The sequence below is a fragment of the Diaphorobacter ruginosibacter genome, assembly GCF_040396215.1.
Lineage (GTDB): Bacteria > Pseudomonadota > Gammaproteobacteria > Burkholderiales > Burkholderiaceae_C > Diaphorobacter_A > Diaphorobacter_A ruginosibacter_A.
The window spans coordinates 1-24,594 of the sequence record NZ_JBEBOW010000047.1; the positions used below are offsets into that span (position 1 = coordinate 1).

The 24,594-nt window shown below is 66.2% G+C and carries 21 protein-coding genes and 1 pseudogene; 13 read left to right on the forward strand and 9 right to left on the reverse strand.

Going from position 1 to position 24,594, the window contains the following annotated elements; translation table 11 throughout:
* A pseudogene (locus tag ABWP92_RS07965) lies at positions 1-85 on the forward strand (DNA-binding response regulator); the annotation flags it as partial.
* A gap of 91 nt (positions 86-176) precedes the next feature.
* Here the strand turns inward: ABWP92_RS07965 and ABWP92_RS07970 are convergent.
* Both ABWP92_RS07970 and ABWP92_RS07975 read right to left on the reverse strand, forming a co-directional pair.
* The gene (locus tag ABWP92_RS07970) at positions 177-821 is read right to left on the reverse strand and encodes a YiaD family glycine zipper/OmpA-like lipoprotein (RefSeq protein WP_353234842.1); all 645 of its coding nucleotides are present in this window, start codon (positions 819-821) and stop codon (positions 177-179) included.
* A gap of 282 nt (positions 822-1,103) precedes the next feature.
* Complete coding sequence (locus tag ABWP92_RS07975) at positions 1,104-1,244, reverse strand: hypothetical protein (RefSeq protein ID WP_353234843.1); 141 nt, start codon at positions 1,242-1,244, stop codon at positions 1,104-1,106.
* Here ABWP92_RS07975 and mltA point away from each other — a divergent pair.
* Positions 1,177-2,376 carry a murein transglycosylase A gene (gene mltA, locus ABWP92_RS07980; protein ID WP_353234861.1) on the forward strand — a complete coding sequence of 400 codons (1,200 nt, stop codon included), beginning with the start codon at positions 1,177-1,179 and terminating at the stop codon, positions 2,374-2,376. The two genes, ABWP92_RS07975 and mltA, sit on opposite strands and share 68 nt — an antisense overlap.
* A 22-nt stretch (positions 2,377-2,398) precedes the next feature.
* On the opposite strand, the gene ABWP92_RS07985 is transcribed toward mltA, so the two are convergent.
* Both ABWP92_RS07985 and ABWP92_RS07990 read right to left on the reverse strand, forming a co-directional pair.
* A complete protein-coding gene (locus ABWP92_RS07985) occupies positions 2,399-4,120 on the reverse strand; it encodes an MFS transporter (protein WP_353234844.1) in 1,722 nt (573 codons plus the stop codon).
* A 133-nt stretch (positions 4,121-4,253) separates the two neighbouring features.
* A complete protein-coding gene (locus ABWP92_RS07990; RefSeq protein ID WP_353234845.1) occupies positions 4,254-4,736 on the reverse strand; it encodes an Lrp/AsnC family transcriptional regulator in 483 nt (160 codons plus the stop codon).
* Between the two features lie 176 nt (positions 4,737-4,912).
* On the opposite strand from ABWP92_RS07990, the gene ABWP92_RS07995 reads away from it, so the two are divergent.
* From ABWP92_RS07995 to ABWP92_RS08020, 6 genes are all read left to right on the forward strand, one after another.
* Positions 4,913-8,536 carry an indolepyruvate ferredoxin oxidoreductase family protein gene (locus tag ABWP92_RS07995; RefSeq protein ID WP_353234846.1) on the forward strand — a complete coding sequence of 1,208 codons (3,624 nt, stop codon included), beginning with the start codon at positions 4,913-4,915 and terminating at the stop codon, positions 8,534-8,536.
* Between the two features lie 273 nt (positions 8,537-8,809).
* The gene (gene yajC, locus ABWP92_RS08000) at positions 8,810-9,139 is read left to right on the forward strand and encodes a preprotein translocase subunit YajC (protein WP_353234847.1); all 330 of its coding nucleotides are present in this window, start codon (positions 8,810-8,812) and stop codon (positions 9,137-9,139) included.
* Between the two features lie 123 nt (positions 9,140-9,262).
* Positions 9,263-11,176: a protein translocase subunit SecD gene (secD, locus tag ABWP92_RS08005; RefSeq protein WP_353234848.1), complete on the forward strand. Its 1,914-nt coding sequence runs from the start codon at positions 9,263-9,265 to the stop codon at positions 11,174-11,176.
* A gap of 14 nt (positions 11,177-11,190) precedes the next feature.
* Entirely contained in the window at positions 11,191-12,147 is a 957-nt protein-coding gene (gene secF / locus ABWP92_RS08010) for a protein translocase subunit SecF (RefSeq protein ID WP_353234849.1), read from the forward strand.
* 136 nt (positions 12,148-12,283) lie between these two features.
* Positions 12,284-14,779, forward strand: coding sequence for a DUF1631 family protein (locus ABWP92_RS08015; protein WP_353234850.1), 2,496 nt, complete (start codon positions 12,284-12,286; stop codon positions 14,777-14,779).
* A gap of 10 nt (positions 14,780-14,789) precedes the next feature.
* Positions 14,790-15,338, forward strand: coding sequence for a hypothetical protein (locus tag ABWP92_RS08020; protein ID WP_353234851.1), 549 nt, complete (start codon positions 14,790-14,792; stop codon positions 15,336-15,338).
* Positions 15,339-15,386: 48 nt separating this feature from the next.
* On the opposite strand, the gene recX is transcribed toward ABWP92_RS08020, so the two are convergent.
* The gene (recX, locus tag ABWP92_RS08025; RefSeq protein WP_353234852.1) at positions 15,387-15,863 is read right to left on the reverse strand and encodes a recombination regulator RecX; all 477 of its coding nucleotides are present in this window, start codon (positions 15,861-15,863) and stop codon (positions 15,387-15,389) included.
* Positions 15,864-15,991: 128 nt separating this feature from the next.
* Positions 15,992-17,080 (reverse strand): recombinase RecA, encoded by a 1,089-nt coding sequence (gene recA / locus ABWP92_RS08030; protein ID WP_353234853.1) that lies wholly within the window; start codon positions 17,078-17,080, stop codon positions 15,992-15,994.
* Positions 17,081-17,252: 172 nt separating this feature from the next.
* On the opposite strand from recA, the gene ABWP92_RS08035 reads away from it, so the two are divergent.
* The 4 genes from ABWP92_RS08035 (at position 17,253) to ABWP92_RS08050 (ending at position 21,168) form a co-directional block, all read left to right on the forward strand.
* Positions 17,253-17,771 (forward strand): MarR family winged helix-turn-helix transcriptional regulator, encoded by a 519-nt coding sequence (locus ABWP92_RS08035; protein ID WP_353234854.1) that lies wholly within the window; start codon positions 17,253-17,255, stop codon positions 17,769-17,771.
* A gap of 126 nt (positions 17,772-17,897) precedes the next feature.
* Positions 17,898-18,572, forward strand: a complete 675-nt coding sequence (locus ABWP92_RS08040) for a response regulator (RefSeq protein ID WP_353234855.1) — start codon at positions 17,898-17,900, stop codon at positions 18,570-18,572.
* 90 nt (positions 18,573-18,662) lie between these two features.
* The gene (locus ABWP92_RS08045; protein WP_353234856.1) at positions 18,663-20,129 is read left to right on the forward strand and encodes a sensor histidine kinase; all 1,467 of its coding nucleotides are present in this window, start codon (positions 18,663-18,665) and stop codon (positions 20,127-20,129) included.
* A 157-nt stretch (positions 20,130-20,286) separates the two neighbouring features.
* Positions 20,287-21,168 carry an N-formylglutamate amidohydrolase gene (locus ABWP92_RS08050; protein WP_353234857.1) on the forward strand — a complete coding sequence of 294 codons (882 nt, stop codon included), beginning with the start codon at positions 20,287-20,289 and terminating at the stop codon, positions 21,166-21,168.
* Here ABWP92_RS08050 and ABWP92_RS08055 read toward each other — a convergent pair.
* Genes ABWP92_RS08055 through ABWP92_RS08065 form a run of 3 tightly spaced genes read right to left on the reverse strand, consistent with a single transcriptional unit; the run spans position 21,165 to position 23,519 of the window.
* Positions 21,165-21,899, reverse strand: coding sequence for an SPOR domain-containing protein (locus ABWP92_RS08055; RefSeq protein WP_353234858.1), 735 nt, complete (start codon positions 21,897-21,899; stop codon positions 21,165-21,167). The genes ABWP92_RS08050 and ABWP92_RS08055 overlap by 4 nt on opposite strands.
* Before the next feature lie 55 nt (positions 21,900-21,954).
* The gene (locus tag ABWP92_RS08060) at positions 21,955-22,857 is read right to left on the reverse strand and encodes a biotin--[acetyl-CoA-carboxylase] ligase (protein WP_353234859.1); all 903 of its coding nucleotides are present in this window, start codon (positions 22,855-22,857) and stop codon (positions 21,955-21,957) included.
* The gene (locus ABWP92_RS08065) at positions 22,854-23,519 is read right to left on the reverse strand and encodes an SET domain-containing protein (protein WP_353234862.1); all 666 of its coding nucleotides are present in this window, start codon (positions 23,517-23,519) and stop codon (positions 22,854-22,856) included. Before ABWP92_RS08065 ends, ABWP92_RS08060 begins: the two co-directional genes overlap by 4 nt.
* Before the next feature lie 99 nt (positions 23,520-23,618).
* Here ABWP92_RS08065 and ABWP92_RS08070 point away from each other — a divergent pair.
* Positions 23,619-24,594, forward strand: a 976-nt coding sequence (locus ABWP92_RS08070) for a DNA topoisomerase (protein ID WP_353234860.1), incomplete at its 3' end; no start/stop codon positions are given.

The following is a 24,594-nucleotide window of genomic DNA, read 5'->3' on the forward strand; positions in this document are numbered from 1 at the left end:
GGAGGTGCATCGCGCGCGCCTGTTCGACAAGATGCAGGTGAAGTCGGCCGTGGAACTGGCGAACCTGCTGCGGGACAACGCCTGAGCCGGAGCTCGAGCTTGAGCGGTGGGCGCGCGAACAGGCTGCGGGGCCTGGCGCGCGCCGCGTCACGGCTTCAAATCGCTATCGGAGCCGGTCAGCCTTGGCGCTGGCCCACGTAGATTTCCACGCGGCGGTTCTTGGCGCGGCCTTCGGCGGTGTCGTTGCCGGCAATCGGCTCGCGGGAGCCACGGCCTTCCACCGCGATGCGCGAGCCGCTCACGCCGCGCGCGGTGAGGTAGTTGCGCGTGCTGGTGGCGCGGTCCATGGACAGCGGGTCGTTGATGGCGTCCGTGCCGGTCGAGTCGGTGTGGCCGACGATGCGGATTTCCGTCTCGGGGTTGTTGCGCAGGCTTTCCGCGAACTTGTCCAGGATGGGCTGGAAGTTCGGCTGGATGTCCGAGCGGTTGGTGGCGAACGAGATGTCGCTTGGAATGTCGAGCTTGAGCTGGTTGTCGGCGGTCTGCGTGACCACGACGCCCGTGCCGCGCGTGGCAGCCTGCATTTCCTGCTTCTGGCGCTCCATGTGTTGCGACCAAAGGTAGGTGCCCAGGGCGCCCACGCCGGCGCCGATCACCGCGCCCGTGCCCGCATGGCCGCCCGTGATGGCGCCCACGGCGGCGCCGCCCAGCGCACCCACGCCCGCGCCGGTGGCGGTGCGGCGCTGGGTATCGGTCATGTTGGCGCAGCCGGTGGCCAGCATCACGGCGGCAAGACTTCCTGCGATGAGGGTATTACGCATGTGGGACTCCTTGTAAGCGGCAGCAGTCACAAACGGATGCACAAAGTTCATGGGTGCTCAGCCGTTCGCTATGCTGGAGAAAGTAAAAACGAAGTTTCGACAAAACATTCTTGCCATGGCGAGATCGTTGTGCGCCATGGCATGTGCAGGCTGGCAGGGTAGCAAGACGCCATGGCCTGGTGTGTAGGACGCATGCGCGCCTGAGCGGGTTGACTGTTTCAATGCAAGGGAATATCGCAAAAGTGTGTCAACGCATGCGGGGCCGGCCACGCGGCGGCGCGTTCAATCGGCGCTATCCTTGCGGTCGGGCCCGGCGTCCGGGGACGGCAGTTCACCCTTCTTGCGGCCAGAGAACATCGTCCACCAGACAATAGCGACCAAGATAACCAGCGCCAACAGTGCTTCAATCAGAATCAATCCCATGAATTTTCGACTCCTGCGCCTGGTTGCAACGACGCTGATTGTAGGAACGCTTGCCGCCTGTTCCACCAAGCCGCCGAAAACCCCCGCTCCGCCTCGTGATTCCGCAGCCGCCACCGGGGGGTACCAGCCCGTTCCCGCGGCGCCGGGGCCGTCGAAAAGCCGTTGGGTCCCGGCCGAATGGAACGATCTTCCGGGCTTTTCCGACGATGCGCTGTTCGAGGCCTGGAACGCCTGGCTGCGCAGTTGCGAGAAGCCGGCACCGGCCTTCGCGCCGCTGTGCCCGGACGTGCGCCGCCTGTCGATCGCCTCGGGCGAAGAGCAGCGCGCCTGGATGATGGACAAGCTGCGCCCCTATCGCGTGGAGGCCGTGGATGGCCGGGTCGACGGCATGCTCACCGGCTACTACGAGCCGCTGATGGATGCGGCGCGGACCCCGGGCAACGGCTTCAACGTGCCGCTGTACGGGCCGCCCGCGGATCTGGGCGTGCGCAAGCCCTGGTACACGCGCCAGCAGATCGACACGCAGGCGGCCGCGCAGGCGGCGCTTGCCGGAAAGGCCATCGCCTGGGTGCGCGACCCCGTCGAGGCCATGGTGCTGCATATCCAGGGTTCGGGCCGCATCCGCATCCAGGAGGCCGATGGCTCGGTGCGGCTGGTGCGCCTGGCATTTGCCGGAACCAACGACCAGCCCTACAAAAGCATAGGCAAATGGCTGCTCGACCAGGGACTGGTGCGCGATGCCACCTGGCCGGGCATCACCGCCTGGGCGGAGCAGAATCCGCAGCGCCTCAACGAGCTGCTGTGGTCCAACCCGCGCTATGTGTTCTTCAAGGAAGAGCCGTTGAGCACGCTCGATGCCGCCTTCGGCCCGCGCGGCGCGCAAGGCGTTCCGCTGACGCCGGGCCGCTCCATTGCGGTGGACCGCGCCAGCATCCCCTACGGCACGCCGGTGTGGCTGGCTTCAAGCGGCCCGACGGTCCAGCTCTCGCGCCTGGTGCTGGCGCAGGATACCGGCAGCGCCATCCTGGGCGCCGTGCGCGCGGACTTCTTCACGGGCTGGGGGCATGAGGCGGGAGAGGTGGCCGGGCGCCTGAAGCAGAACCTGCGGCTGTGGGCGCTATGGCCTCGTTGAGCCGGGCAGGCGGGCTGCCCGCTCACTCGATTTCCACTACGTAGCGGGTCACCACGGGAGGGTTCTCGCCCACGTGGAACGCCAGCCTGCGGTCGCGCAGCGCCATGTCCGCGTTGGTGGAGCGGTCGAACCGCCGCAGGTGCTCGACCCATGACTCGTCCAGGATGCGCTCGACATACCGGCGCGGGTCGGCGATGTCGTGTTCCAGCTCCCAGCGCAGCGCTCCTTGCTGCAGCCGGGTGCGGCGGCTTTCCTTCATGACCGCGCGGAATTCCGTGGCGCGGGCGGGGTCGATGAAGTATTCGATCGTCACCACCAGGTGCAGTCCCGGCTGCGGCGGCGTGCTGGTCCTGGGGCGGTTGACGGAAGACGCCGGACTCAGGTCCTCATCGGAGTGGCGGCTGCGCACGACGCGCTGGATGAGCAGCATGATCACCACTCCCGAGACGGCGGCGATACCGAGGCTGATGTGGACGCTGGACAGCGACGCCACCTGTCCCCAGAGCGCCGCGCCCGCGGCGGTCGCGCCCATGATGCACATCTGGTAGATCGACATGCCGCGCGCGCGCACCCAGTTGGGCAGCACGAGCTGCGCGGCGACGGTCAGCGAGTTGGCGGTGGTGATCCAGGCCGCGCCCCCCAGGGCCATCGCCGGCACGGCGACATAGACATTGGGCGTGATGGAGATGACCGCGGTGGACAGCGCCTGCGCGGCCGTTCCGTAGCGCACGAGCTGGTCGAGCGTCATCAGCTGGCGCAGGCGCGGCAGGAACATCGCGGAGCCGATGGCGCCCGCGCCCATGGAGGCCAGCAGCAGCGTGAAGGTGCGCGCTCCGCCCGCTTCGAGCTCGCGCGCCACCAGCGGCAGCAGCGCCAGCAGTGCGGTGGCATGGAAGAAGAAGATGGAGATGCGCCACAGCACGGCGCGCATGGCGGGCGACTCGCGCACGAACTGCACGCCCACGCGCATGGCGCTGGCCAGCCGCTCACGGCCCAGCGGATTGTCGGGATGCACGCGCCGCCAGCGCATGATGGTGAAGCCGGCGATGAGCGACAGCGCCGCGTTGAGCACGAACACCCAGGCGCTGCCCGCGCTGGCGATGATGGCGCCCGCGAGCAGCGGCCCGATGATGCGCGAGGCGTTCATGGCCACGCCGTTGAGCGCCAGCGCCGCGGGCAGTTGCTGGCGGCTCACCAGCTCCGGGACGATGGCGGCGAATACCGGCCAGCGCATGGCCAGGCCGATGCCGTTGGCGAACGTGAGCGCGAGCAGCAGGTGCGCCGTCATGCCGCCGCTCAGGATGGCGGCGCACAGCAGCATCGCCACGCCCGCCACCCAGAACTGGGTGATCATGAAATATTTGCGGCGGTCCAGGATGTCCGCGAGCGCGCCGCTGGGCAGCCCGAGCAGGAATACCGGCGCGGTCGATGCGGTCTGCACCAGCGCGACGAGCATGGGAGAGGTGGTCAGCGTGGTCATGAGCCAGGCGGTCGCCACATCGTTCATCCACATGCAGGTGTTGGCGACGATCCAGGTGCCCCAGAGCATGCGGAAGACGGGAACCGACAGCGGCGCGAATGGCGACGGCGCTGCTCGCCGTGCGGCAGTGCGCTTGAGCTCGGCCGCGGCGGCGGCTTCGGCATGGTCGGCCCGCTCGCTGTTCGCCGCTGCGGCGGCGGATGTCTCGGGATGGGCGTCGGGGCCGGGAGCGGGCCCGGTGTCGTGTGGTGGCTGTGGCGGCATGTGATCCGGATTGTCGCGTCGATATCGTTGATCGATGGCCCGATACTGGCTCATCCGCTGGACGCTCCCGGGAATTGTGCAAAGACTGTTTGCGTGAATTCCATCAGGGGGAATCCTGATGCCGCGCCGCCGGCTATTGGGCTGCGGACAGGTGCGACAGCGGCAGCGCGCCGGCGTTCTTGACCTCTCCCAGCGAAAAGCTCGTGTGCATATCCTTCACGTTGGGCAGGTTCAGCAGCACGTTGCGCGCAAACTGCGAGAAGCTGTCCAGATCCCGCGCCACGACCTGCAGCTCGAACGTGCCGCTGCCGCTGATGTAGTGGCAGGCGACGACGTCGGGAATCCGGGCGATGGCCTCTTCCATGGCCCGGGTCAGGTCGCCCGTATTGCGTTCCGCATCCAGCCGCACGAACGCGAACACGCCCAGCCCCACCTTGTGGCGGTCGATCTCGGCGTGGTAGCCCTTGATGAAGCCCGCCTCCTCCAGCGCGCGCACCCGCCGCCAGCAGGGCGCGGCCGACAGGCCCACGCGCTGGGCGAGGTCGGCGTTGGTGACGCGGGCGTTGGCTTGCAGCTCCGAGAGGATGGCGAGATCGAATTTGTCCAGACTTTCCATTCCATGATTGTTTTGGGAAAGAATCTTTCTCGCATTGGGGTAAACACGGCAAAAAAAGAAAGCACGTATCCGATTTCCACGCATACACTGCGCGGATACGGGCCACAACAAAAAAGCTCGACTAATTGATGCTGCTCAAAAGGCGGTAACCCACGAACATAGACGGAGACAAGGCCATGAATGCGCCACTGCCCGAAGAAGTACGCCGTGCGCTCGAAAGCGTCACGCTGGAAGACAAATACACCCTCGGCCATGGCCGCGCATTCATGAGCGGCGTGCAGGCGCTGGTGCGCCTGCCGATGCTGCAGCGCCAGCGTGACGCGCAAAACGGACTGAACACCGCCGGCTTCATCAGCGGCTATCGCGGCTCCCCGCTGGGCAGCTACGATCAGGCGCTGTGGAGCGCCAGAAAGCATCTGGCCGAGAACAACATCGTCTTTCAGCCCGGCGTGAACGAGGAACTGGGCGCGACGGCGGTCTGGGGCACGCAGCAACTGGACCTGTATCCTGAATCCAAGAAGTTCGACGGCGTCTTCGGCATCTGGTATGGCAAGGGTCCGGGCGTGGACCGCAGCGGCGACGTCTTCAAGCACGCGAACATGGCGGGCACGGCCAGGCATGGCGGCGTGATCGCGGTCGCGGGCGACGACCACATCAGCAAGAGCAGCACGGCCGCGCACCAGAGCGACCACATCTTCAAGGCCTGCGGCCTGCCGGTGTTCTTCCCCAGCAGCGTGCAGGACATCCTCGACATGGGCCTGCACGCCTTTGCGATGAGCCGCTTCTCCGGACTGTGGTCGGGCGTGAAGACGATCCAGGAAGTGGTCGAATCCTCGTCCAGCGTGTCGGTGGACCCGGACCGCGTGAAGATCATCATGCCCGAGGACTTCCAGATGCCGCCGGGCGGCCTGCACATCCGCTGGCCCGACGCGCCGCTGGAGCAGGAAGCGCGCCTGATGGACTACAAATGGTACGCGGCGCTGGCCTACGTGCGTGCCAACAAGCTGAACCACAACGTGATCAGCGGCCCGAACGACCGCTTCGGCATCGCCGCCAGCGGCAAGGCGTTCAACGATACGCGCCAGGCGCTGGCCGACCTGGGCCTTGATGAAGAGACCTGCCACCGGCTGGGCATCCGCCTGCACAAGGTGAACGTGGTGTGGCCGCTGGAGGCCACGATCACGCGCGAGTTCGCGCAGGGGCTGCAGGAGATCCTGGTCGTCGAGGAAAAGCGCCAGGTCATCGAATACCAGATCAAGGAAGAGCTCTACAACTGGCGCTCCGACGTGCGCCCGAACGTGCTGGGCAAGTTCGACGAGATCGAGGGCGACAACTCGGGCGGCGAATGGAACATGCCCAATCCGAGCCAGAACTGGCTTCTGCGCCCCAAGGCCGATCTCACGCCGGCGATCATCGCGAAGGCGCTCACCAAGCGGCTGAAGAAGCTGGGCGTGCCCGACGACATCGCGCGCCGCATGGACGAACGCATCGCGGTCATCGAAGCACGCGAGCGCGCGCTCACCGAGCCCAAGCAGCAGACCGGTGACCGCGTGCCATGGTTCTGCAGCGGCTGCCCGCACAACACCAGCACGCGCGTGCCCGAAGGCTCGCGCGCGGTGGCCGGCATCGGCTGCCACTACATGACCACCTGGATGCCCGACCGCAACACCAGCACCTTCACACAGATGGGCGGCGAAGGGGTCACGTGGGTGGGCCAGGCGCCCTTCACCAAGGACAACCACGTCTTCGCCAACCTGGGCGACGGCACGTACTTCCACAGCGGCCTGATGGCGATCCGCCAGAGCATCGCCTCGGGCGCCAACATCACCTACAAGATCCTGTACAACGACGCGGTGGCGATGACCGGCGGCCAGCAGGTGGGCGAGCGGCCGGAAGGCCACTCGGTCGCGCAGATCGCGCACAGCCTGCGCGCCGAAGGCGTTGTCAAGCTGGTGGTGGTGACGGATGAGCCGGAAAAATACCACGGCCGCACGCACCATCTGGATGCCAATCCGGCGCGCGCCAAGCACCGGGAGCTGATCAACGACCTGCCGCCCGGCGTGGAAGTCTTCCACCGGGACGAGCTCGATCGCATCCAGCGCGAAATGCGCGAGACCAAGGGCTGCACGGCCATCATCTATGACCAGACGTGCGCGACCGAGAAGCGCCGCCGCCGCAAGCGCGGCCAGCTCGCCACGCCGGCGAAAACCGTGATCATCAACGAGCTGGTGTGCGAAGGCTGCGGCGACTGCTCGACCCAGTCCAACTGCCTGTCCGTCGAGCCGGTGGAAACCGAATTCGGCCGCAAGCGCCGCATCAACCAGAACTCCTGCAACAAGGACTATTCCTGCGTGAAAGGCTTCTGCCCGAGCTTCGTGACGATCGAGGGCGGCGAGCTCAAGAAGCCCAGGAAGGAAAAGAAGGGCGACCTGACCGCGATGCTGCCGATCCCCGAGCCGGTGCTGCCGGTGGCCGAGACGGCCTGGGGCATCGTCGTGGCGGGCGTGGGCGGCACGGGCGTGATCACCATCGGCTCGCTGCTCGGCATGGCCGCGCACCTGGAGGGCAAGGGCGTGATCACGCAGGACGCGGCGGGTCTGGCGCAAAAGGGCGGCTCGACCTGGAGCCATATCCAGATCGCCAACCGCACCGATGCGATTTTCACCACCAAGGTGGATACGGCCAAGGCCGACCTGGTGATCGGCTGCGACCCGATCGTCGCCGCCACCAAGACCACGCTGGCCGTGATGCAGCCGGGCCGTACCTTCGTTGCCCTGAACACGCATGGCACGCCCTCGGCGGCGTTCGTGAACAATCCCGACTGGCAGTTCCCGGAGTCGAGCTGCGAGGCCGCGATCGCCGATGCCGTCGGCCCCGGGCTGCTCGGGCTGTTCGACGCCGAACAGGTGGCCGTGCAATTGCTGGGGGACAGCATCTACACCAATCCGCTCATCCTGGGCTACGCATGGCAGAAGGGCCGCGTGCCGCTCACCCATGCCTCGCTGATGCGCGCCATCGAGCTCAACGGCGTCCAGGTCGAGAACAACAAGGCGGCATTCGAATGGGGCCGCCGCTGCGCCTACAAGCTCGCGGAAGTGCAGGCGCTGTTCCAGGCCGCGCAGGTCATCGAGTTCGTCAAGAAGCCGGGCCTGGCCGAAATGCTGAACAAGCGCGTGGACTTCCTCAAGGCATACCAGAACGCCGCCTATGCAAAACGCTACAGCGATTTCGTGGAAAAGGTTCGCCAGTCCGAGGCGAAGCTCGGAGAGGGCACCCGCCTGTCCGAGGCCGTGGCGCGCTACCTGTTCAAGCTGATGGCATACAAGGACGAGTACGAAGTGGCGCGGCTGCACACCGATCCCGCGTTCGTCACGAAGCTGGAGAACATGTTCGAGGGCGACTGGCGCATCGTCCATCACCTCGCTCCGCCGACGATGGCCCGCAAGGATGCGAAGGGTGAGCTCGTCAAGAAGAGCTATGGCCCCTGGATGCGCAAGGCCATGGGCGTGCTCGCGGGCATGAAGGGGCTGCGCGGCACCACGCTCGATCCCTTCGGCAAGACGCAGGAGCGCCGCACGGAGCGCGCGCTGATCGTCGAATACCAGGACAGTATCCTGGAGATCCTGAAAAACCTGAACGCGCGGAATCTGCCGCTCGCCATCGAGATCGCACGCATTCCCGAGGACATCCGGGGCTACGGCCATGTCAAGGAGCGCCACCTGCAGGCCGCCCGCGCCAAATGGCAGGGCCTGCTGGCCCAATGGCGTGACGCCATGTCGATGCAGCGCCAGGCTTCCTGACATTGGTTTCCCGACAAGCCGCGCGGGGCTTGAGCGTGGCGTCTGCTGCAAAAATAAGAGCTTCCGCAACCCTGAATGTGGTTGCGGAGGCTTTTTCATCGGCGAGTCATTGCAAAATGAAACCCGGTGCGCATCTCTTATCCTCACCCCGGCCGGGCATTGGCGCACCATATGCAAAGCGTCACGAATACAATGCCCAGTTGCTCTGGCGAAAGCTGGACCCCGAAAATCGTCGCATATCGACCATCCTGTTGATAGAAGTGGAGTCTTCAAGTGTTTATTTCCAATGCCTTTGCCCAGACTGCCCCGGCCGCCGCGGAAGGTGGCCTGATGGGCTCGCTCACCGGCATGTTGCCGCTGGTGCTGATGTTCGTGGTGCTCTACTTCATCATGATCCGCCCCCAGATGAAACGCCAGAAGGAGCACCGCGCCATGATCGACGCGCTGGCCAAGGGCGATGAAGTGGTGACCTCCGGCGGCCTGCTGGGCCGTGTCAACCGCCTGGGCGAAGGCTTCGTGCATCTCGAAGTGGCCGAAGGCGTCGAAGTGCAGATCCAGCGTTCCGCCGTGGCGCAGGTGCTGCCCAAGGGCACGCTGAAGTAATACGGCCTCAGGAAGTCCGTTGCGGGCACGCGTGGTGCGTGTCCGCCCCCGACGGACCGGCGCGGCGGGCTTCAAGCCCGGGAGGCCGGACCGTCACTCTCCGTGATAGTGAAGAGCGCGATCATGAACCGATATCCGGTCTGGAAATACGCGATCATGGTGATCGTGTTGCTGTTGGGGGTGCTGTACACCCTGCCGAACTTCTTCGGCGAAGCTCCCGCGGTACAGGTGTCGTCCCTGAAGGCGACGGTGAAGGTGGACAACGCCGTGCGGCAGCGCGTCGAGGATGCGCTGAAGGCCGGCGGCCTGCAGCCCGACTCGGTGGTGCTGGAAGGCAATTCGGTCTTCTCCCGCTTCAGCTCCAACGACGATCAGGCCAAGGCCCAGACCGTGCTGCAGATGGCGCTGATTCCGGATACCTCCGATCCGTCGTTCATCGTGGCGCAGAACATGCTCACGCGCTCGCCCGCATGGCTGACCGCCTTGCATGCGCGGCCCATGTATCTGGGCCTGGATCTGCGCGGCGGCGTGCACTTCATGCTGCAGGTGGACATGGCCGCGGCGATCACCAAGAAGGTGGAGTCGTATGCGGGAGACCTGCGCTCTTCGCTGCGCGACAAGAACATCCGCCACGGCGGCGTGAGCCGCGACGGCGATGCGGTCGAAGTGAAGGTGCGCGACGAAGCCACGCTCACCGCGGCCAGGAATCTCGTCTCGGACAGTTTCCCCGACCTCGTCGCCACCAGCAGCCCGCAGGGCGACGGTTTCGTGCTGCGCGCCACCATCAAGCCCGAGGCGATGCGCAAGGTCCAGGAGCAGGCGCTCAAGCAGAACATCACCACGCTGCACAACCGTATCAATGAGCTCGGCGTGGCCGAGCCGGTGATCCAGCAGCAGGGGCTGGACCGCATCATCGTCCAGTTGCCGGGCGTGCAGGACACCGCCAAGGCCAAGGACATCCTGGGCCGCACCGCCACGCTGGAGGTGCGCATGGTGGACGAAAGCTCCGAGGCGCGTTCCGCGGAGCTGGGCCAGGGCCCCGTGCCGTTCGGCAGCGAAAAATATCTCGACCGCAACCAGATGCCCGTGATCGTCAAGAAGCAGGTGATCCTGACCGGCGAGAACCTCAACGACGCGCAACCCGGATTCGACAGCCAGACGCAGGAGCCCACCGTCAACCTGACGCTGGACGCCAAGGGCGCGCGTATCTTCAAGGACATCACGCGCGACAACGTGGGCAAGCGCATGGCCATCATCCTGTTCGAGAAGGGCAAGGGCGAGGTGGTGACGGCTCCGGTGATCCGCTCCGAGATCGGCGGCGGCCGCGTGCAGATCTCCGGGCGCATGACGACGATGGAGGCCAACGACACCTCGCTGCTGCTGCGCGCCGGATCTCTGGCCGCGCCGATGGAAATCATCGAGGAATACACCATCGGCCCGAGCCTGGGCGCGGACAACATCCAGCGCGGCATCCACAGCGTGGTCTGGGGCATGGCGGCGATCGCCGTGTTCATGTGCTTCTACTACATGCTGTTCGGCGTGTTCTCGACGATCGCGCTGGGCGTGAACGTGCTGCTGCTGCTGGCGATCCTGTCGATGCTGCAGGCGACGCTCACCTTGCCGGGCATCGCGGCCATGGCGCTTGCGATCGGCGTGGCCATCGACTCCAACGTGCTGATCAACGAGCGCATCCGCGAGGAACTGCGCGCCGGCGCCGCGCCGCAGGCCGCGATCTCGGCGGGCTACCAGCATGCCTGGGCGACGATTCTGGACTCCAACGTGACCACGCTGATCGCGGGTCTGGCGCTGCTGGCGTTCGGCTCCGGGCCGGTGCGCGGTTTTGCCGTGGTGCACTGCATCGGCATCCTGACCAGCATGTTCTCGGCGGTGTTCTTCTCGCGCGGCCTGGTGAACCTCTGGTATGGCCGCCAGAAGAAGCTCAAGAGCGTCTCCATCGGCCAGGTCTGGAAGCCGGAAGGCGACTCGGGCCACCGCTCGGTGGCATCCGCCCGCGCCGCTGGCGATAGCGATCAATAAGAAAGGGGAAGACCATGGAGTTTTTCCGGATCAGAAAAGACATTCCGTTCATGAAATATGCGTTGATCCTCAACGCTATTTCGGCCATCACCTTCGTGCTCGCGGTGTTCTTCCTGCTCACGCGCGGCCTGCACCTGTCGGTCGAATTCACCGGCGGCACGGTGATGGAGGTGGCCTACGCGCAGACGGCCGATATCGGCAAGGTGCGCGATGCCGTGGCGTCAGCGGGCTTCACGCAGGATGTGACGGTGCAGAATTTCGGCGGCTCGCGCGACGTGATGATCCGCCTGCCCGTGCAAAAGGGCGTCACTTCCGCCCAGCAAAGCGAGCAGGTGATGACGGCGCTGAAGGCCGCCGACCCCTCGGTGACGCTGCGCCGCACCGAGTTCGTCGGCCCGCAGGTGGGCGAGGAGCTGGTGCATGGCGGCCTGATGGCGCTGGGCATGGTGGTGCTGGGCATCGTCGTCTACCTGGCGTTCCGCTTCGAGTGGAAGTTCGGCGTGGCGGCGGTGATCGCCAACCTGCACGACGTGGTGATCATCCTGGGCTTCTTCGCGTTCTTCCAGTGGGAGTTCTCGCTGTCCGTGCTGGCCGGCGTGCTGGCGGTGCTGGGCTACTCGGTCAACGAATCCGTCGTGATCTTCGACCGGATCCGCGAGGCATTCCGCAAGTTCCGCAAGCTGAGCACGCCCGAGGTGATCGATCACGCCATCACCTCGACCATGAGCCGCACCATCATCACGCACGCCTCGACCGAGGCGATGGTGCTTTCGATGTTCTTCTTCGGCGGCCCGAGCCTGCACTACTTCGCGCTGGCGCTGACCATCGGCATCTTGTTCGGCATCTACTCGTCCGTGTTCGTCGCGGCCGCGATCGCGATGTGGCTGGGCGTCAAGCGCGAGGATCTGGTCAAGTCGTCATCGCGCAAGGAACTCGACCCCAACGATCCGAACGCGGGAGCGACGGTATGAGCGAGGCGGCGAGGAGCGCCTGAAGCCTTGCCGCCCCCGATGGATTGATCAGCAAATAATCAACAAACGTGGTTCAGCCCCCGTTCTGGCGACGGGGATAGACCCATAGGCCTTCGCCAGACATAATTGGTTACCTATGGAATATCCGCCTTCCTCTTCCACCGAGCAACGCCTGGCCATGTATGGCAGGCAGCGTTTTGCCGAGGGGGTGGCGGCTGGTCTGCCCGATCTGGGCAAGCGGCTGCGGCAGTTCTCATCGGACCTGGCCGCGCAGGCCGGCACGGCCCTGGAAATGCAATCGCGCCGCGATGTGCTGCTGTCCTATTCCCGGCACGAGCGCGACTGGTTCCAGCGGCTGGAGAAGGCGTGGCGCGAGGCCGGGCAGTCCGGCGGCGACACGCAGTCCGCGCCCGTGGCGCAGCCGCGCGAGCTGTCCCTGGACGGCGGCCTTGAACTGCTGAGCGACGATGTCGTCGAGAACAAGATCCTTGCCTCGCGCATCGCGCTGACTGTCAGCGAGCATGTGGGCAGCCACTTCGAGATCGCCAGGCTGCGCACGCAGCGCCTGCTGGGGGCGGAGCTGTCCTCCGGCGATCTGCTGCGCCCGGAAACCGTCTGTCTTCATCTGGTCAACGAATGGATCGGCAGCGGCATGCCGCGCGCCGATCTGCAACTGATGCTCGATCCGCTGCAGACCGAGCTCTCGCAACTGCTCGAAAAGCAGTACAAGGCGCTCAACCAGCTCTACGAAGAGCGCGGCGTATCGGCGACCACCACCGATGACCTGCGCGCGCGCGTGAAGCGCACCAAGAGCGGAACGGCGGGAGGCGGCGCGGCTGCGCCCAACAGCGCTTTCGACAGCGGGCCCGTGCCCGTGGGCAGCGGGTTTGCGGCTGTCTCGGGCAATGGCATCTCGGGCAACAACAGCCAGTTCCCGATGCCTTATTCCACGGGATGGGCCGGGGCGGGAATGCCGGGCGCGGCCCAGGGCGGGGTGCCGGGGGGGATGCAGATCGCCCCTCAATTGCTGGCCCAGTTCAATGCGCAGTTGCAGGCCAACGCGCAACTGAATGCGCAGATGTCCGCGCAGATGGCGGCGGCGCCGTTCCTGGCTCCGCTGCAGCGTGCGCGCCAGCGCGCGGCGGCGGTGATGGTGCAGCTGCGCAACATGCTCACGCAGCCGGCCATGAACTACGACATGGTCAATGCGCCTCCGGCCTCGGCGGCGCTGGTGCAGGCCATGACCGATTACCGGGGCATGGCGCCGGACACGATGCTGGTCACCATGCCCGGCGGCATGGCGGCCCTGACGCAGCCGCAGGACTATTCGCCCCAGGTCGTCCATCAGGTGATGGGAGCGATGCGCGAGCGTGCGGCCGAATTCAAGAAAAAGGCGTCCACCGCGAGCGAAAAGGCGATCATCGAAGTGGTGGCCCTGATGTTCCAGAGCATCCTCAACGAGGATCGCCTGCCGCCGTCCGTCCGCGTCTGGTTCGCGCGCCTGCAGGTGCCGGTGCTGCGCGTCGCGCTTGCTGAGCCTGAATTCTTCAGCAACATGGCACACCCCGCGCGCCAGCTCATCGATCGCATGGGCGCCTGCGTGCTGGGCTTTGACGCGGCCACCATCAATGGCACGGCGCTGGAGGCCGAGGTACGCCGCATCGTGCAGGTGATCGAGCAGTATCCCGAAACCGGAAGCCGCGTGTTCCAGCTGGTGTTCGATGAATTCGAGCGCTTCATCGCCAAGTCGCTGGCCGAAGGCAAGAGCGCGCAGAAGATCGTCGGCGTGGCCCAGCAGGTCGAGCAGCGCGAGACGCTGGCCGTGCAGTACACCATCGAGCTGCGGGACATCCTCAAAGACATGCAGGTGCGCGAGGAGATCCGCGATTTCCTGTTCAAGAGCTGGGCCGAGGTGCTGGCGGTTTCCGCCGTGCGCAATGGAGCGCAGCATGCCGACACCATCGCGCTCAAGCGTTCCGCGGTGGACCTGGTGTGGGCCGCCAGCGCCAAGCCCAATCGCGCCGAGCGCGCGCAGGTCATACAGCATTTGCCCGCGCTGCTCCAGAATCTGCGCCATGGGCTGAGCCTCACGGGCGTGACCGGCGCGCCGCAGGACGCCCAGATCAAGGTGCTGACGGACACGCTGGCCGACGCTTTCCTCTCCAAGACGGGCGTCATCGCGCGCAGCCACATCGATGCGATGGTCAAGCGGCTTGCGAACCTGGAGGACGTGATCGGGGATGTGGAGGCCGGCGACATCGAACTCAATGCCGAGAACGTGGAGATGCTGCTGGGAATCGACGCCAGCGCGCTGCAGGTGATCGCGGACAACGGCACGCCGGTGCGCGATGAAGTCGTGCGCTGGGCGCAGCAGATGCCGCTGGGCGCGTGGTTCACGCTCGATCACAACGGCGCGTCCGCGCAGGTCCAGTACGCATGGCACAGCCACCGCAAGCAGTTGCACCTTTTCGTGTCGATGGACGGCAAGAGCTATCTGATCCAGTTGCGCCGTCTCGGGGCCTATCTGCAGTCCGGCCTGCTGGTGGCCAAGGAAGAGGAAGCGCTCACCATGCGCGCCACGCGCGACGCTCTGGTCAAGCTCAACGCCAACCCGGAGCGCCTGCTCGCATAGGGCCGCATCCATGATTCCCGCGCAGCCGCCCGCCGACTCCGCTGCCCAAGGCCTGTCGAAAGCGGCGCTGCCGCCGTTCTTTGCGGTGTCGCTGCGCAAGCTCGCCATCCTGAGCGTGTGCATGCTCGGGCTTTACCACCTGTACTGGTTCTATTGCCATTGGCGGCGCATCGGGGCGTGGAGCGATGCGTCCGGATTCTCGCCCGCGCGGCGCACGCTGTTCTTCGTTTTCTACTGCTATCCGCTGTTCCGGCGGGTGCGCATGCTGGATGCACGGGTCAACGGCCGCTCCCGCCTTCACGCCGCCTGGCTGGCCTTGGGCTATGTCGCGGCCAATCTGCTGGACCTGTTGCCGGATCCGTTCGGTTGGCTGAGCCTCTTCAGTTTCGTATTCCTGCTGCACGTGCAAGCCTGCGCGAACCGGTTGAACGAGCAATTGTGCGCAGCGCCGTTCGATCGCAATGAACGGCTTCGGGGATGGAACTGGGCGGCCGTGGCGCTGGGAGCCGTCGCGCTCGTGCTGGGCCTGGCGGCCGCGGTGTCCGTGATGGGACGATGATGAGGCGTCGGGGCGGTGAGCGCCGCGCACCGGCGTGGAAGCAGCCGTCTATGGGCAGCCGTCGTCGTCCGTTTCGCTGCCCGCGTTCCTGAGCACCTTGCGAACCACGTCGCCGCTGAATCCGCGCGCCGCCAGAAACCGCATCTGCCGGACACGTTCCTGGGGCGTGGCGGCGGGCTCCTTGCCGCCGAAGCGCGCGCGCCAGACGGCGGTGGCCCGTTCGAGTTCGGTGGATCGAAGCTCGGCGGCCGTGGCCTTGATGAGCGCATCGTCCAGCCCCTTGCCGCGCAGCTCCTGAACCACGCGCTGCGTGCCCAGGCGGCCCGCGCGCCTGTGGACGACGGACGCGGCAACGCGCTGCGGGTTGATGAAGTCCCTGGTTTCCAGTTCGTCGAGCAGCGCCTGCAGATCGTCGCCTTCCTCCACGTGGCGTGCAAGCTTGGCCTGCAGTTCGCCGCGCGAATGCTCACGCTGCGCGAGCAGCTTGAGCGCGCGGCCCTTGAGCGATAGTCTGGTGAATCCCATGGCAGGAGGCGTGTGCGGGTGTGAATGCAAAAAAGGGCCGTTCAGCCAGAGTGGCTGCGCGGCCCGTCAAGTCGAAGATGATTCGACAATTGCAAAGAAAAGGGTTCCGGGGCCTGACGGCGTGCGGGTTACGCTTCGCCGCCGTCCTCGCCGTCGTCGTGGTTCGCGGGCGTACCCGCCACGGCGGTCACGCCGATGGGCGGAATGCCCAGCGATTCACGTACCTTGTTCTCGATCTCGATGGCGAGGTCGCGGTTCTCGCGCAGGAATTCACGCGAATTGTCGCGGCCCTGGCCGATCTTCTCGCCGTTATAGGCATACCATGCGCCGCTCTTTTCAACGATGCGCGCATTCACGCCCATGTCGATGATCTCGCCCTCGCGCGAAATGCCCTCGCCGAACAGGATGTCGAATTCCGCCGTCTTGAATGGCGGCGAAACCTTGTTCTTCACCACCTTCACCTTGGTTTCGTTGCCGATGGCCTCGTCGCCCTTCTTGATGGTGCCGGTGCGGCGGATGTCCAGGCGCACGGAGGCATAGAACTTCAGCGCGTTGCCGCCGGTGGTGGTTTCGGGCGAGCCGAACATCACGCCGATCTTCATGCGGATCTGGTTGATGAAGATGACCATGCAGTTGGTCTTCTTGATCGTCGCGGTGAGCTTGCGCAGCGCCTGGCTCATCAGGCGCGCCTGCAGGCCGGGCAGGGCGTCGCCCATCTCGCCTTCGATTTCGGCCTTGGGCGTGAGCGCCGCGACCGAGTCCACCACGATCAGGTCCACGGCGCCGGAGCGCACCAGCGAGTCCACGATCTCCAGCGCCTGCTCGCCGGTGTCAGGCTGGCTGATCAGGATGTCGCTGAGGTTCACGCCCAGCTTCTGTGCATACGAGGTGTCGAGCGCGTGTTCGGCGTCGATGAACGCGCAGGTGCCGCCCAGCTTCTGCATCTCGGCGATGACCTGCAGCGTGAGCGTGGTCTTGCCCGAGCTTTCGGGGCCGTAGATCTCGATCACGCGGCCGCGCGGCAGGCCGCCCACGCCAAGCGCGACGTCCAGGCCCAGGGAGCCCGTGGAGACGACCTGGATGTCCTCGATCTTCTCGCCTTCGCCCAGGCGCATGATGGTGCCCTTGCCGAATTGCTTTTCGATCTGCGCCAGCGCCGCCTGCAGGGCCTTGGCCTTTTCGCTGGTGTCCACGGGGCTCTTCGCGGTGGTGTCCATGGGTGGGGTCCTCTTGCTTGTTGCCATTGCGCTTTCCGTTGAATCAAAGATGACTGTTTTTAAATACAGTCTGTATGCTTAAGCAGTAGTTTAGGGCGGGATATTCTTTTGAAAAAGCAATTTTTAGTCAGTTTGCCTGACAATATGAGTGATTCCCACAAAGATCCACGTCATGTCCGACCACCTGCATCCCGTGCCCGCGGCTTCCGATGCCTGGCGCGAAACCCACCTGGGCCGTCTGCTGGGCCATGCCATGCGCCGCTTCGATGAGCGGGTATACCAATTGATGGCCCATGACGTGGACGTACCGCTGGCGCTGTCGAATCTTGCCGCGCGCGATCAGGTGAGCGCGGCGCACATTCACATCACGCGCCATCTCTCGCTTGCCGGCGACCGGCTGACCGACCTGGCCGATGCAGCGGGCATGACCAAGCAGGCAATGGCCAGCCTGGTCGATCAGTGCGAGGCCTGGGGGCTGGTGACCCGGGAGCCCGATCCGCGCGACGCCCGGGCGCGCGTGGTGCGGTTCACCGGGATCGGATTGGCGTGGCTCAAGGCGTTCGAGTGGGCGGTGGCCCAGGCGCAACGCGAGTTCCGCGAAGCCGTGGGGGAGGACGTGGCCACCGTGGTGGCGCTCGGCCTGGAGGCCTATGTCAGCGACCGCATGCCTGGAGATGGCGAGGCGCGGTAATCGCGCCGCGGCCTTCGTTTGGGGCGCCGCCGCTCGAGCATGGCCGCCCGCGCCCGCGTTACCATTCGTTGATCCGCCGCCGGAGCGTCAACACGTTCCTGGCGGGGGCAATTCAGGAGACAGGTAATGCGTATTCTCATAGCCGAAGACGACCAGGTCCTTGCCGATGGCCTGCTGCGCACCCTGCGCGCCTCGGGCGCCGTGGTCGATCATGTGGCCAATGGCTCGGAGGCCGATGCGGCATTGATCACCAACAATGAATTCGATCTGCTGATCCTCGATCTGGGCCTGCCCAAGCTGCACGGGCTGGAAGTGCTCAAGCGGCTGCGCGGGCGCGGCTCGGCGATCCCGGTGCTGATCCTCACCGCGGCCGACAGCGTGGATGAGCGCGTGCAAGGCCTGGATTACGGCGCGGACGACTACATGGCCAAGCCGTTTTCGCTGCAGGAGCTGGAGGCGCGCGTGCGCGCGCTCACGCGCCGCGGCATGGGCGGCGCGAGCAGCGTGATCAAGCACGGGCCGCTCACCTACGACCAGACCGGGCGCGTGGCGACGATCGACGGCAGGATGGTCGAACTCTCCGCGCGCGAGCTGGGGCTGCTGGAGGTGCTGCTGCAGCGCGCGGGACGGCTGGTCAGCAAGGACCAACTGGTGGAGCGGCTGTGCGAGTGGGGCGAGGAGGTCAGCAACAACGCCATCGAGGTGTACATCCACCGCCTGCGCAAGAAAATCGAGAAAGGGCCGATCCGCATCGCGACCGTGCGGGGCCTGGGCTACTGCCTGGAGAAGATTCCCGGATGACCGCCCGCGCCGGCGGCCCGCCGCGTTGTCAGCCCCGCGAATGTCTTGCGGGAGATACTTTGGGCGATTCCCCCTTCACCGGATCCATCCTTGAAAATCTTTCAGCGTGAGCAGCGTTCCCTGTTTGGCGAGATCCTGGACTGGATGCTCACGCCGCTGCTGTTGCTCTGGCCCGTGAGCCTGGCACTCACCTGGCTGGTGGCGCAGGGACTGGCGAACAAGCCCTTCGACCGGGCGCTGGAATACAACGCGCAGGCGCTGGCGCAACTGGTCACGGTATATGACGGCAAGGTGCAGTTCAACCTGCCGCAGCCCGCCAGCGAGATCCTGCGCGCGGACGAGTCCGACATCATCTACTACCAGGTGCTCGCGCCCGGAGGGCGCTTCCTCTCGGGCGAGCGTGATCTTCCCCGGCCGCCGGAAGACGAGGTGCCGTTCTCCGGCGAGGTGCGGCTGCGCGATGCGGAGATGCGCGGCGTGGACATCCGCATCGCCTACATCTGGGTGCGCGTGCCGCTGCCCGATGCGCCCGCGGCGCTGGTGCAGGTGGCCGAGACGCGCTCCAAGCGCAGCGTGCTAGCCACGGAAATCATCAAGGGTGTGATGCTGCCGCAGTTCGTGATCCTGCCGCTGGCCGTGCTGCTGGTGTGGCTGGCGCTCGCGCGCGGCATCAAGCCGCTGCATCAGCTCGAAGAGCGCATCCGCGCGCGCAAGCCTGATGACCTTTCGCCGCTCGATCACAAGGCCGTTCCGATGGAGGTCGCGCCCCTGGTCGATTCGGTGAACGATCTGCTGCGGCGGCTCAACGAATCCATAGCCACGCAAAAACGCTTCCTGGCCGACGCCGCGCATCAGCTCAAGACGCCGCTGGCGGGCCTTCGCATGCAGGCCGATCTGGCGCAGCGCGAAGGCACCAGCACCGAGGAGCTCAAGCTCTCGCTCAAGCAGATCGGACGCTCCTCCATCCGCGCCACGCATACCGTCAACCAGCTGCTCTCCATGGCGCGCGCCGAAGGCGGCAGCAGCTCGGGCCTGCAGCGCCAGCCGGTCGATCTGGCGCGGCTGGTGATCGACGTGGTGCAGGACAGCGTGCCGCGCGCGCTCGACAAAGGCATCGACCTGGGCTACGAAGGCGCACAGCCGCGCTCGCCCGGCGTGCTGGTGGAGGGCAACGCCACGCTGCTCAAGGAGCTCGTGCGCAATCTGGTGGACAACGCGATCAACTACACGCCCTCGGCGCCCGACAGGCAGGGCGTGGTGACGGCGCGCGTGCTCGCCGACACCTTCGGCCGCGTGGTGATGGTGCAGGTCGAGGACTCCGGCCCCGGTGTGCCCGAGGCGGAGCGTGAGCTGGTGTTCCAGCCCTTCTATCGCGCGCTCGGCTCGGAAGCCGACGGATCGGGCCTGGGCCTTCCCATCGTGCGCGAAATCGCCCGCCAGCACGGAGGGGAAGTCCGGCTGGAAGATGCACGCCCCGGCCAGAGCGCGCCGGGCGCGAAGTTCAGCGTGCGGTTCGTGGCGCTGGCGGAGCAGGCGCCGCGCAACGAGAGCGTCTGAAGGCCGGTGGGCGCGGGCGGGCCTGGTGCGCAATAACCTTGCTCACTCCCCCGTGGCCGGCACTCGCGTTATGCTGCCGCGGAGCTGCCCCCGGGAGCGCATGCCTGGCGTTCCCGCCGAACGGTTCAAGGGCGCGGCACATCCAAGCGAGACAAGCATGAGCATCGATTCACCCCGATTCACCGCCAGGCCCGGCAGCACGCCGCTGGTACTGGATTCGCCGCACAGCGGCACCTCCTATCCCGAAGACTTCGGCGCGGCGCTGCCGCTGGCCGTGCTGCGCCAGGCAGAGGACACGCACGTGGAAAAACTCTACGACTTCGCGCCGCAACTGGGCGCGGCGTGGGTGGAGGCGCATTTTCCGCGCATCTATCTGGATGCCAATCGAGACACCACCGAGATCGACGTGGAGCTTTTCGATGCTCCATGGCCGCATGAGGTGACCAGCGACGAGGTCGTGCTGCAGAAGGTGCGCCTGGGCAAGGGCCTGATCTGGCGCTACACCGATGAAGGCCAGCCGATCTACGACCGCCGGCTCTCGGTGGCCGAAGGGCAAAGGCGCATCGCCGAATGCTGGGCGCCATACCACCAGGCCGTCTCCAATGCCATCGACGCGGCGCATGCGCGGCACGGCTACAGCATCCACATCAACTGCCACTCCATGCCATCGGTGGCGGCCAGCCACGCCACGCTGCACCCAGGGCTCAAGCATGCGGACTTCGTGATCGGAGACCGCGACGGCAGCACCTCCTCGCCCGCGCTCTCCCGGTTGGTCTGCGACTTTCTCGGGAGCCGGGGCTACGGCGTGGAATACAACCACCCCTACAAGGGCGTGGAACTGGTGCGCCGCTATGGCAAGCCGCAGGAGCATCGCCACAGCATCCAGATCGAGATCAACAGGCGCCTGTACATGGATGAAAAGACGCTGGAGATCGTGCAGCCGGGGTTCGATCGGCTGAGAAAGGATCTGCGCGATCTGGCGGAGCTGCTGCTGCGCACGGACCCCCGCGCGCTCCAGCCGCCGCCCGCCGCCCGCTAGCTGCAGCTTTGCAGCGTCTTGCCTGCCAGCGCGCTCTTCATGTCGCCGAGCCTGCCGCGCAGCGCATCGTCGACCGCCGGCAGCGTGAGCGTATAGACCGTGGCCTCCCTGCGTTCGAGCACCACGCGCGCGGTGCGCACGCCCTTGTTGGCGAGCTGGGTGAGCGCGCGCTGGGCGGCCTCTTCGGTGGAGAAGCGCCCCAGCGACAGTCCTGGCTCGAAACTGGGGCCGGGCCGGTCGTAGTCGATCTGCATGCCGCGCAGCTCGGTGCGCTTCTTGGCCACGGCTTCCTCGTCGGCAAGCTTGCCCATATAGACCATCCAGCGGCCCGAAACGCTCGCGGGCTCGAGCTTCCAACTGGTGTCCGCCAGCGTGTCCCGGGCGGCGGCGCGCCAGGCCTGGGCCTGGCTTTCATCGAACGAGCCGGCTTGCAGGCACACCGTGCGCTGCTGCGCGCCCGTGGCGCCCTGCGTGGAAGCCGCCGTGGCGCTCAAGGCATCGGCGGGTGTCGCTCCTTCCTGCGGGGCCGCCAGCGAGGCCGATGCGGATGCTGCGGGATGTGTGGGCGTCGCGGGGGTGATTTCCATCTTCTGCGGATCGATCTGCTGCTGCGCGCGTTGCGGCTCGGATTGCATGGCGGGGCCGTAGCCCATGCCGCGCAGCATGCCCTGTGACCAGGCGTAGTAGCCCGCGTTGGCGAGCGCCAGAAGCAGTACGGCGATGCGCAGCATGATGGTGGAATCCTCCCTGTGTTCGATTTGTTGGTGGCCCGAGGGTGTCACACGGTCAGCCCGGCGGGCCGGGCAGAGGCTGGCCGTCGGGGCGTACGCTGATGTCGGCGCTGGAGACCGCCTGCATTGCCGTGGCGGTCTGCACCAGCAGCGTGCCGTCGTCGCTCACGCCGCTGGCGATCCCGCTGTCGCCGTTGCTCAGGTTGACCACGCGGCCGCGCAGCAGGTCGCGTTCCTCGAATCCTTGCCTGAATGGCGTGAACCCCGTGCGCGCGAAGCCCAGGATGGTCTTGACCAGCGGCGGGACGATCGCCATCAGCGCCTCGGGCGCGGTCCAGCGCGCGTCGATGTCGTACAGGCATGCGGGCGGCGTCGTCATGCCGTCGCCGGGGCGCGGCAGCACGTTCAGCCCGATGCCGACGACCACATAGCGCAGTCCGTTCAACTCGCTGGCGGCCAGCATGCCCTGGGGCGCGACGAAGCTCGCCGTCTCGACCAGGATGCCGCCGAACTTGCGGTCGCCTTCGAGCCACAGGTCGTTGGGCCACTTGAGCCCCACGCGCGGCACGGCGCCGGCAGCTGGCGGCAACTCGGGCTGGAGGCTGCGGGCCACGCTCACGCCGACGGCCAGCGACAGGCCGGACCAGCTCTCGGGGCGGACGGGCAGGCCCAGCGACATCATCAGCGAGGCCGGGCCGCGCCCGTCGCGTTGCGGCGCATCGGGTGCCGGCTCCGCGCTTTGCCAGGGGCGCCCGAGCCGGCCACGCCCGGCGGTCTGCTCTTCGGTGACCAGCAGGATGGGCTCGCAGCGGCCCGCTCGCGCGCGGCGCATGAGTTCGGTGTTGGTGGAGTCGATCGTCGGCACGACTTCCACGGTGAAATCCGGCACGTCGGCCACGACGGCCTGCCAGATGGCTTCCGATGGCCAGCGCACCGGGGTCGCGCTGCCGGCCTTCATTGGCCGCCGCCCTTGTGCTTGCGTGGTTTCTTGTGCTTCTTGCCCGCTTCGGCCTTGTCTGAAACCTTGATCTTTTCGGATTGATGGCGAGATTTTGCTATCTTTTTTGTATCCGATTCATCTGCCTTGGCGGCCTTTGCCTTCTTTCCGGCTGGCTCCATTCCCTTGGGGACCCACCCGCGCTTGGGCGCCAGCAGCGTGCCCCGGCAGTGGGGGCTGCCGCACCAGCAGGGATATTCGGCCTTGAGTTTCGCGGTATAACGCTCTTCGATAATCAGGCCGTAGTCGTAGTTGAGTTCTTCTCCGGCGGAGATGTTCTGCAGCGCGGTGATGAAGATACGTCCGTCGATCTCGTCCGCGAAGCAGTTCGGGTCGCAGCTGTGATTGATCCATCGCGCTGAGTTCCCGCCATGCTTGGCGTCGATGACGCGGTCCTCGTCCACGTGGAAGTAGAAGGTGTGGTTGGGTTGCGCGGGGTCATGGGGGTGGCGGTCCTGGGCCTCCTGCCAGCTGATGACCTCGCCGACATACTCGATGATGACTTCGCCTTCCGCGATGTCCTGCAGCGCGAATACGCCCTTTCCATGCACGCCCGATCGGCGGGTCTGGATGCGGCGGCCCGGTGCAATGGCCGGGATATTGGAGGGTGCGTTGCGGGCCATGATGGAAAACTCTGTTAATTTGAATATGTACACATGCGTGCGCATGCGCGCGCGCAAGAAGCCGAATTGTAGAAGCGCCGTAAAGGCCAACCCACAGAAATGAATAAAACGCTGGTCATCGCAGAAAAACCGTCGGTCGCGCAGGACATCGTGCGCGCGCTCACGCCAGTCGCGGGCAAGTTCGAGAAGCACGACGAATATTTTGAAAACGAACGCTACGTGGTCACGAGCGCCGTGGGCCACCTGGTGGAGATCCAGGCGCCCGAGCAGTTTGACGTCAAGCGCGGCAAATGGAGCTTCGCGCACCTGCCGGTGATCCCGCCGTTCTTCGACCTGAAGCCGGTGGACAAGACCAAGACGCGCCTGAACGCGGTGGTCAGGCTGGCCAAGCGCAAGGATGTCACTGCGCTCATCAACGCGTGTGACGCGGGCCGCGAGGGCGAGCTGATCTTCCGCCTGATCGAGCAGTATGCGGGCGGCGCGAAGGGCGGCCTGGGCAAGCCGGTGCAGCGCCTGTGGCTGCAGAGCATGACGCCGCAGGCGATCCGCGACGGCTTCAACCAGCTGCGCAGCGACTCGCAGATGCAGGGGCTGGCCAATGCCGCGCGCAGCCGCTCCGAGGCCGACTGGCTGGTGGGCATCAACGGCACGCGCGCGATGACGGCGTTCAATTCACGCGATGGCGGCTTCTTCCTCACCACGGTGGGCCGGGTGCAGACGCCGACGCTGTCGCTCGTGGTCGAGCGCGAGGAAAAGATCCGCAAGTTCGTGAGCCGCGACTATTGGGAGGTGCATGCGGGCTTCAACGCGGAGGCGGGCGACTATCTCGGCAAGTGGTTCGATCCCCAATGGAAGAAGAGCGACGACCCGGAGGCCAAGGCGGACCGCCTGTGGTCGCACAAGGATGCGCTCGACATCGCGCAGGCGGTGCGGGGCCGGCCCGCGACGGTCACCGAAGAGTCCAGGCCCACGACGCAGGCGTCGCCGCTGCTGTTCGACCTGACCAGCCTGCAGCGCGAGGCCAACGGCAAGTTCGGCTTCTCGGCCAAGACCACGCTGGCGCTGGCGCAAAGCC

What these genes read in the sequence shown, in the direction of transcription:
- recX (WP_353234852.1), bottom strand. Translation starts at nt 15,863, where the DNA reads ATGGGATTCACCAGACTATCGCTCAAGGGCCGCGCGCTCAAGCTGCTC.
- recA (WP_353234853.1), bottom strand. Translation starts at nt 17,080, where the DNA reads ATGGACACCACCGCGAAGAGCCCCGTGGACACCAGCGAAAAGGCCAAG.
- ABWP92_RS07985 (WP_353234844.1), bottom strand. Translation starts at nt 4,120, where the DNA reads ATGCCGCCACAGCCACCACACGACACCGGGCCCGCTCCCGGCCCCGAC.
- ABWP92_RS07975 (WP_353234843.1), bottom strand. Translation starts at nt 1,244, where the DNA reads ATGGGATTGATTCTGATTGAAGCACTGTTGGCGCTGGTTATCTTGGTC.
- ABWP92_RS07990 (WP_353234845.1), bottom strand. Translation starts at nt 4,736, where the DNA reads ATGGAAAGTCTGGACAAATTCGATCTCGCCATCCTCTCGGAGCTGCAA.
- ABWP92_RS08040 (WP_353234855.1), top strand. Translation starts at nt 17,898, where the DNA reads ATGCGTATTCTCATAGCCGAAGACGACCAGGTCCTTGCCGATGGCCTG.
- secF (WP_353234849.1), top strand. Translation starts at nt 11,191, where the DNA reads ATGGAGTTTTTCCGGATCAGAAAAGACATTCCGTTCATGAAATATGCG.
- ABWP92_RS08055 (WP_353234858.1), bottom strand. Translation starts at nt 21,899, where the DNA reads ATGCTGCGCATCGCCGTACTGCTTCTGGCGCTCGCCAACGCGGGCTAC.
- ABWP92_RS08020 (WP_353234851.1), top strand. Translation starts at nt 14,790, where the DNA reads ATGATTCCCGCGCAGCCGCCCGCCGACTCCGCTGCCCAAGGCCTGTCG.
- ABWP92_RS08060 (WP_353234859.1), bottom strand. Translation starts at nt 22,857, where the DNA reads ATGAAGGCCGGCAGCGCGACCCCGGTGCGCTGGCCATCGGAAGCCATC.
- ABWP92_RS07970 (WP_353234842.1), bottom strand. Translation starts at nt 821, where the DNA reads ATGCGTAATACCCTCATCGCAGGAAGTCTTGCCGCCGTGATGCTGGCC.
- ABWP92_RS08035 (WP_353234854.1), top strand. Translation starts at nt 17,253, where the DNA reads ATGTCCGACCACCTGCATCCCGTGCCCGCGGCTTCCGATGCCTGGCGC.
- secD (WP_353234848.1), top strand. Translation starts at nt 9,263, where the DNA reads ATGAACCGATATCCGGTCTGGAAATACGCGATCATGGTGATCGTGTTG.
- ABWP92_RS07995 (WP_353234846.1), top strand. Translation starts at nt 4,913, where the DNA reads ATGAATGCGCCACTGCCCGAAGAAGTACGCCGTGCGCTCGAAAGCGTC.
- ABWP92_RS08065 (WP_353234862.1), bottom strand. Translation starts at nt 23,519, where the DNA reads ATGGCCCGCAACGCACCCTCCAATATCCCGGCCATTGCACCGGGCCGC.
- ABWP92_RS08015 (WP_353234850.1), top strand. Translation starts at nt 12,284, where the DNA reads ATGGAATATCCGCCTTCCTCTTCCACCGAGCAACGCCTGGCCATGTAT.
- ABWP92_RS08050 (WP_353234857.1), top strand. Translation starts at nt 20,287, where the DNA reads ATGAGCATCGATTCACCCCGATTCACCGCCAGGCCCGGCAGCACGCCG.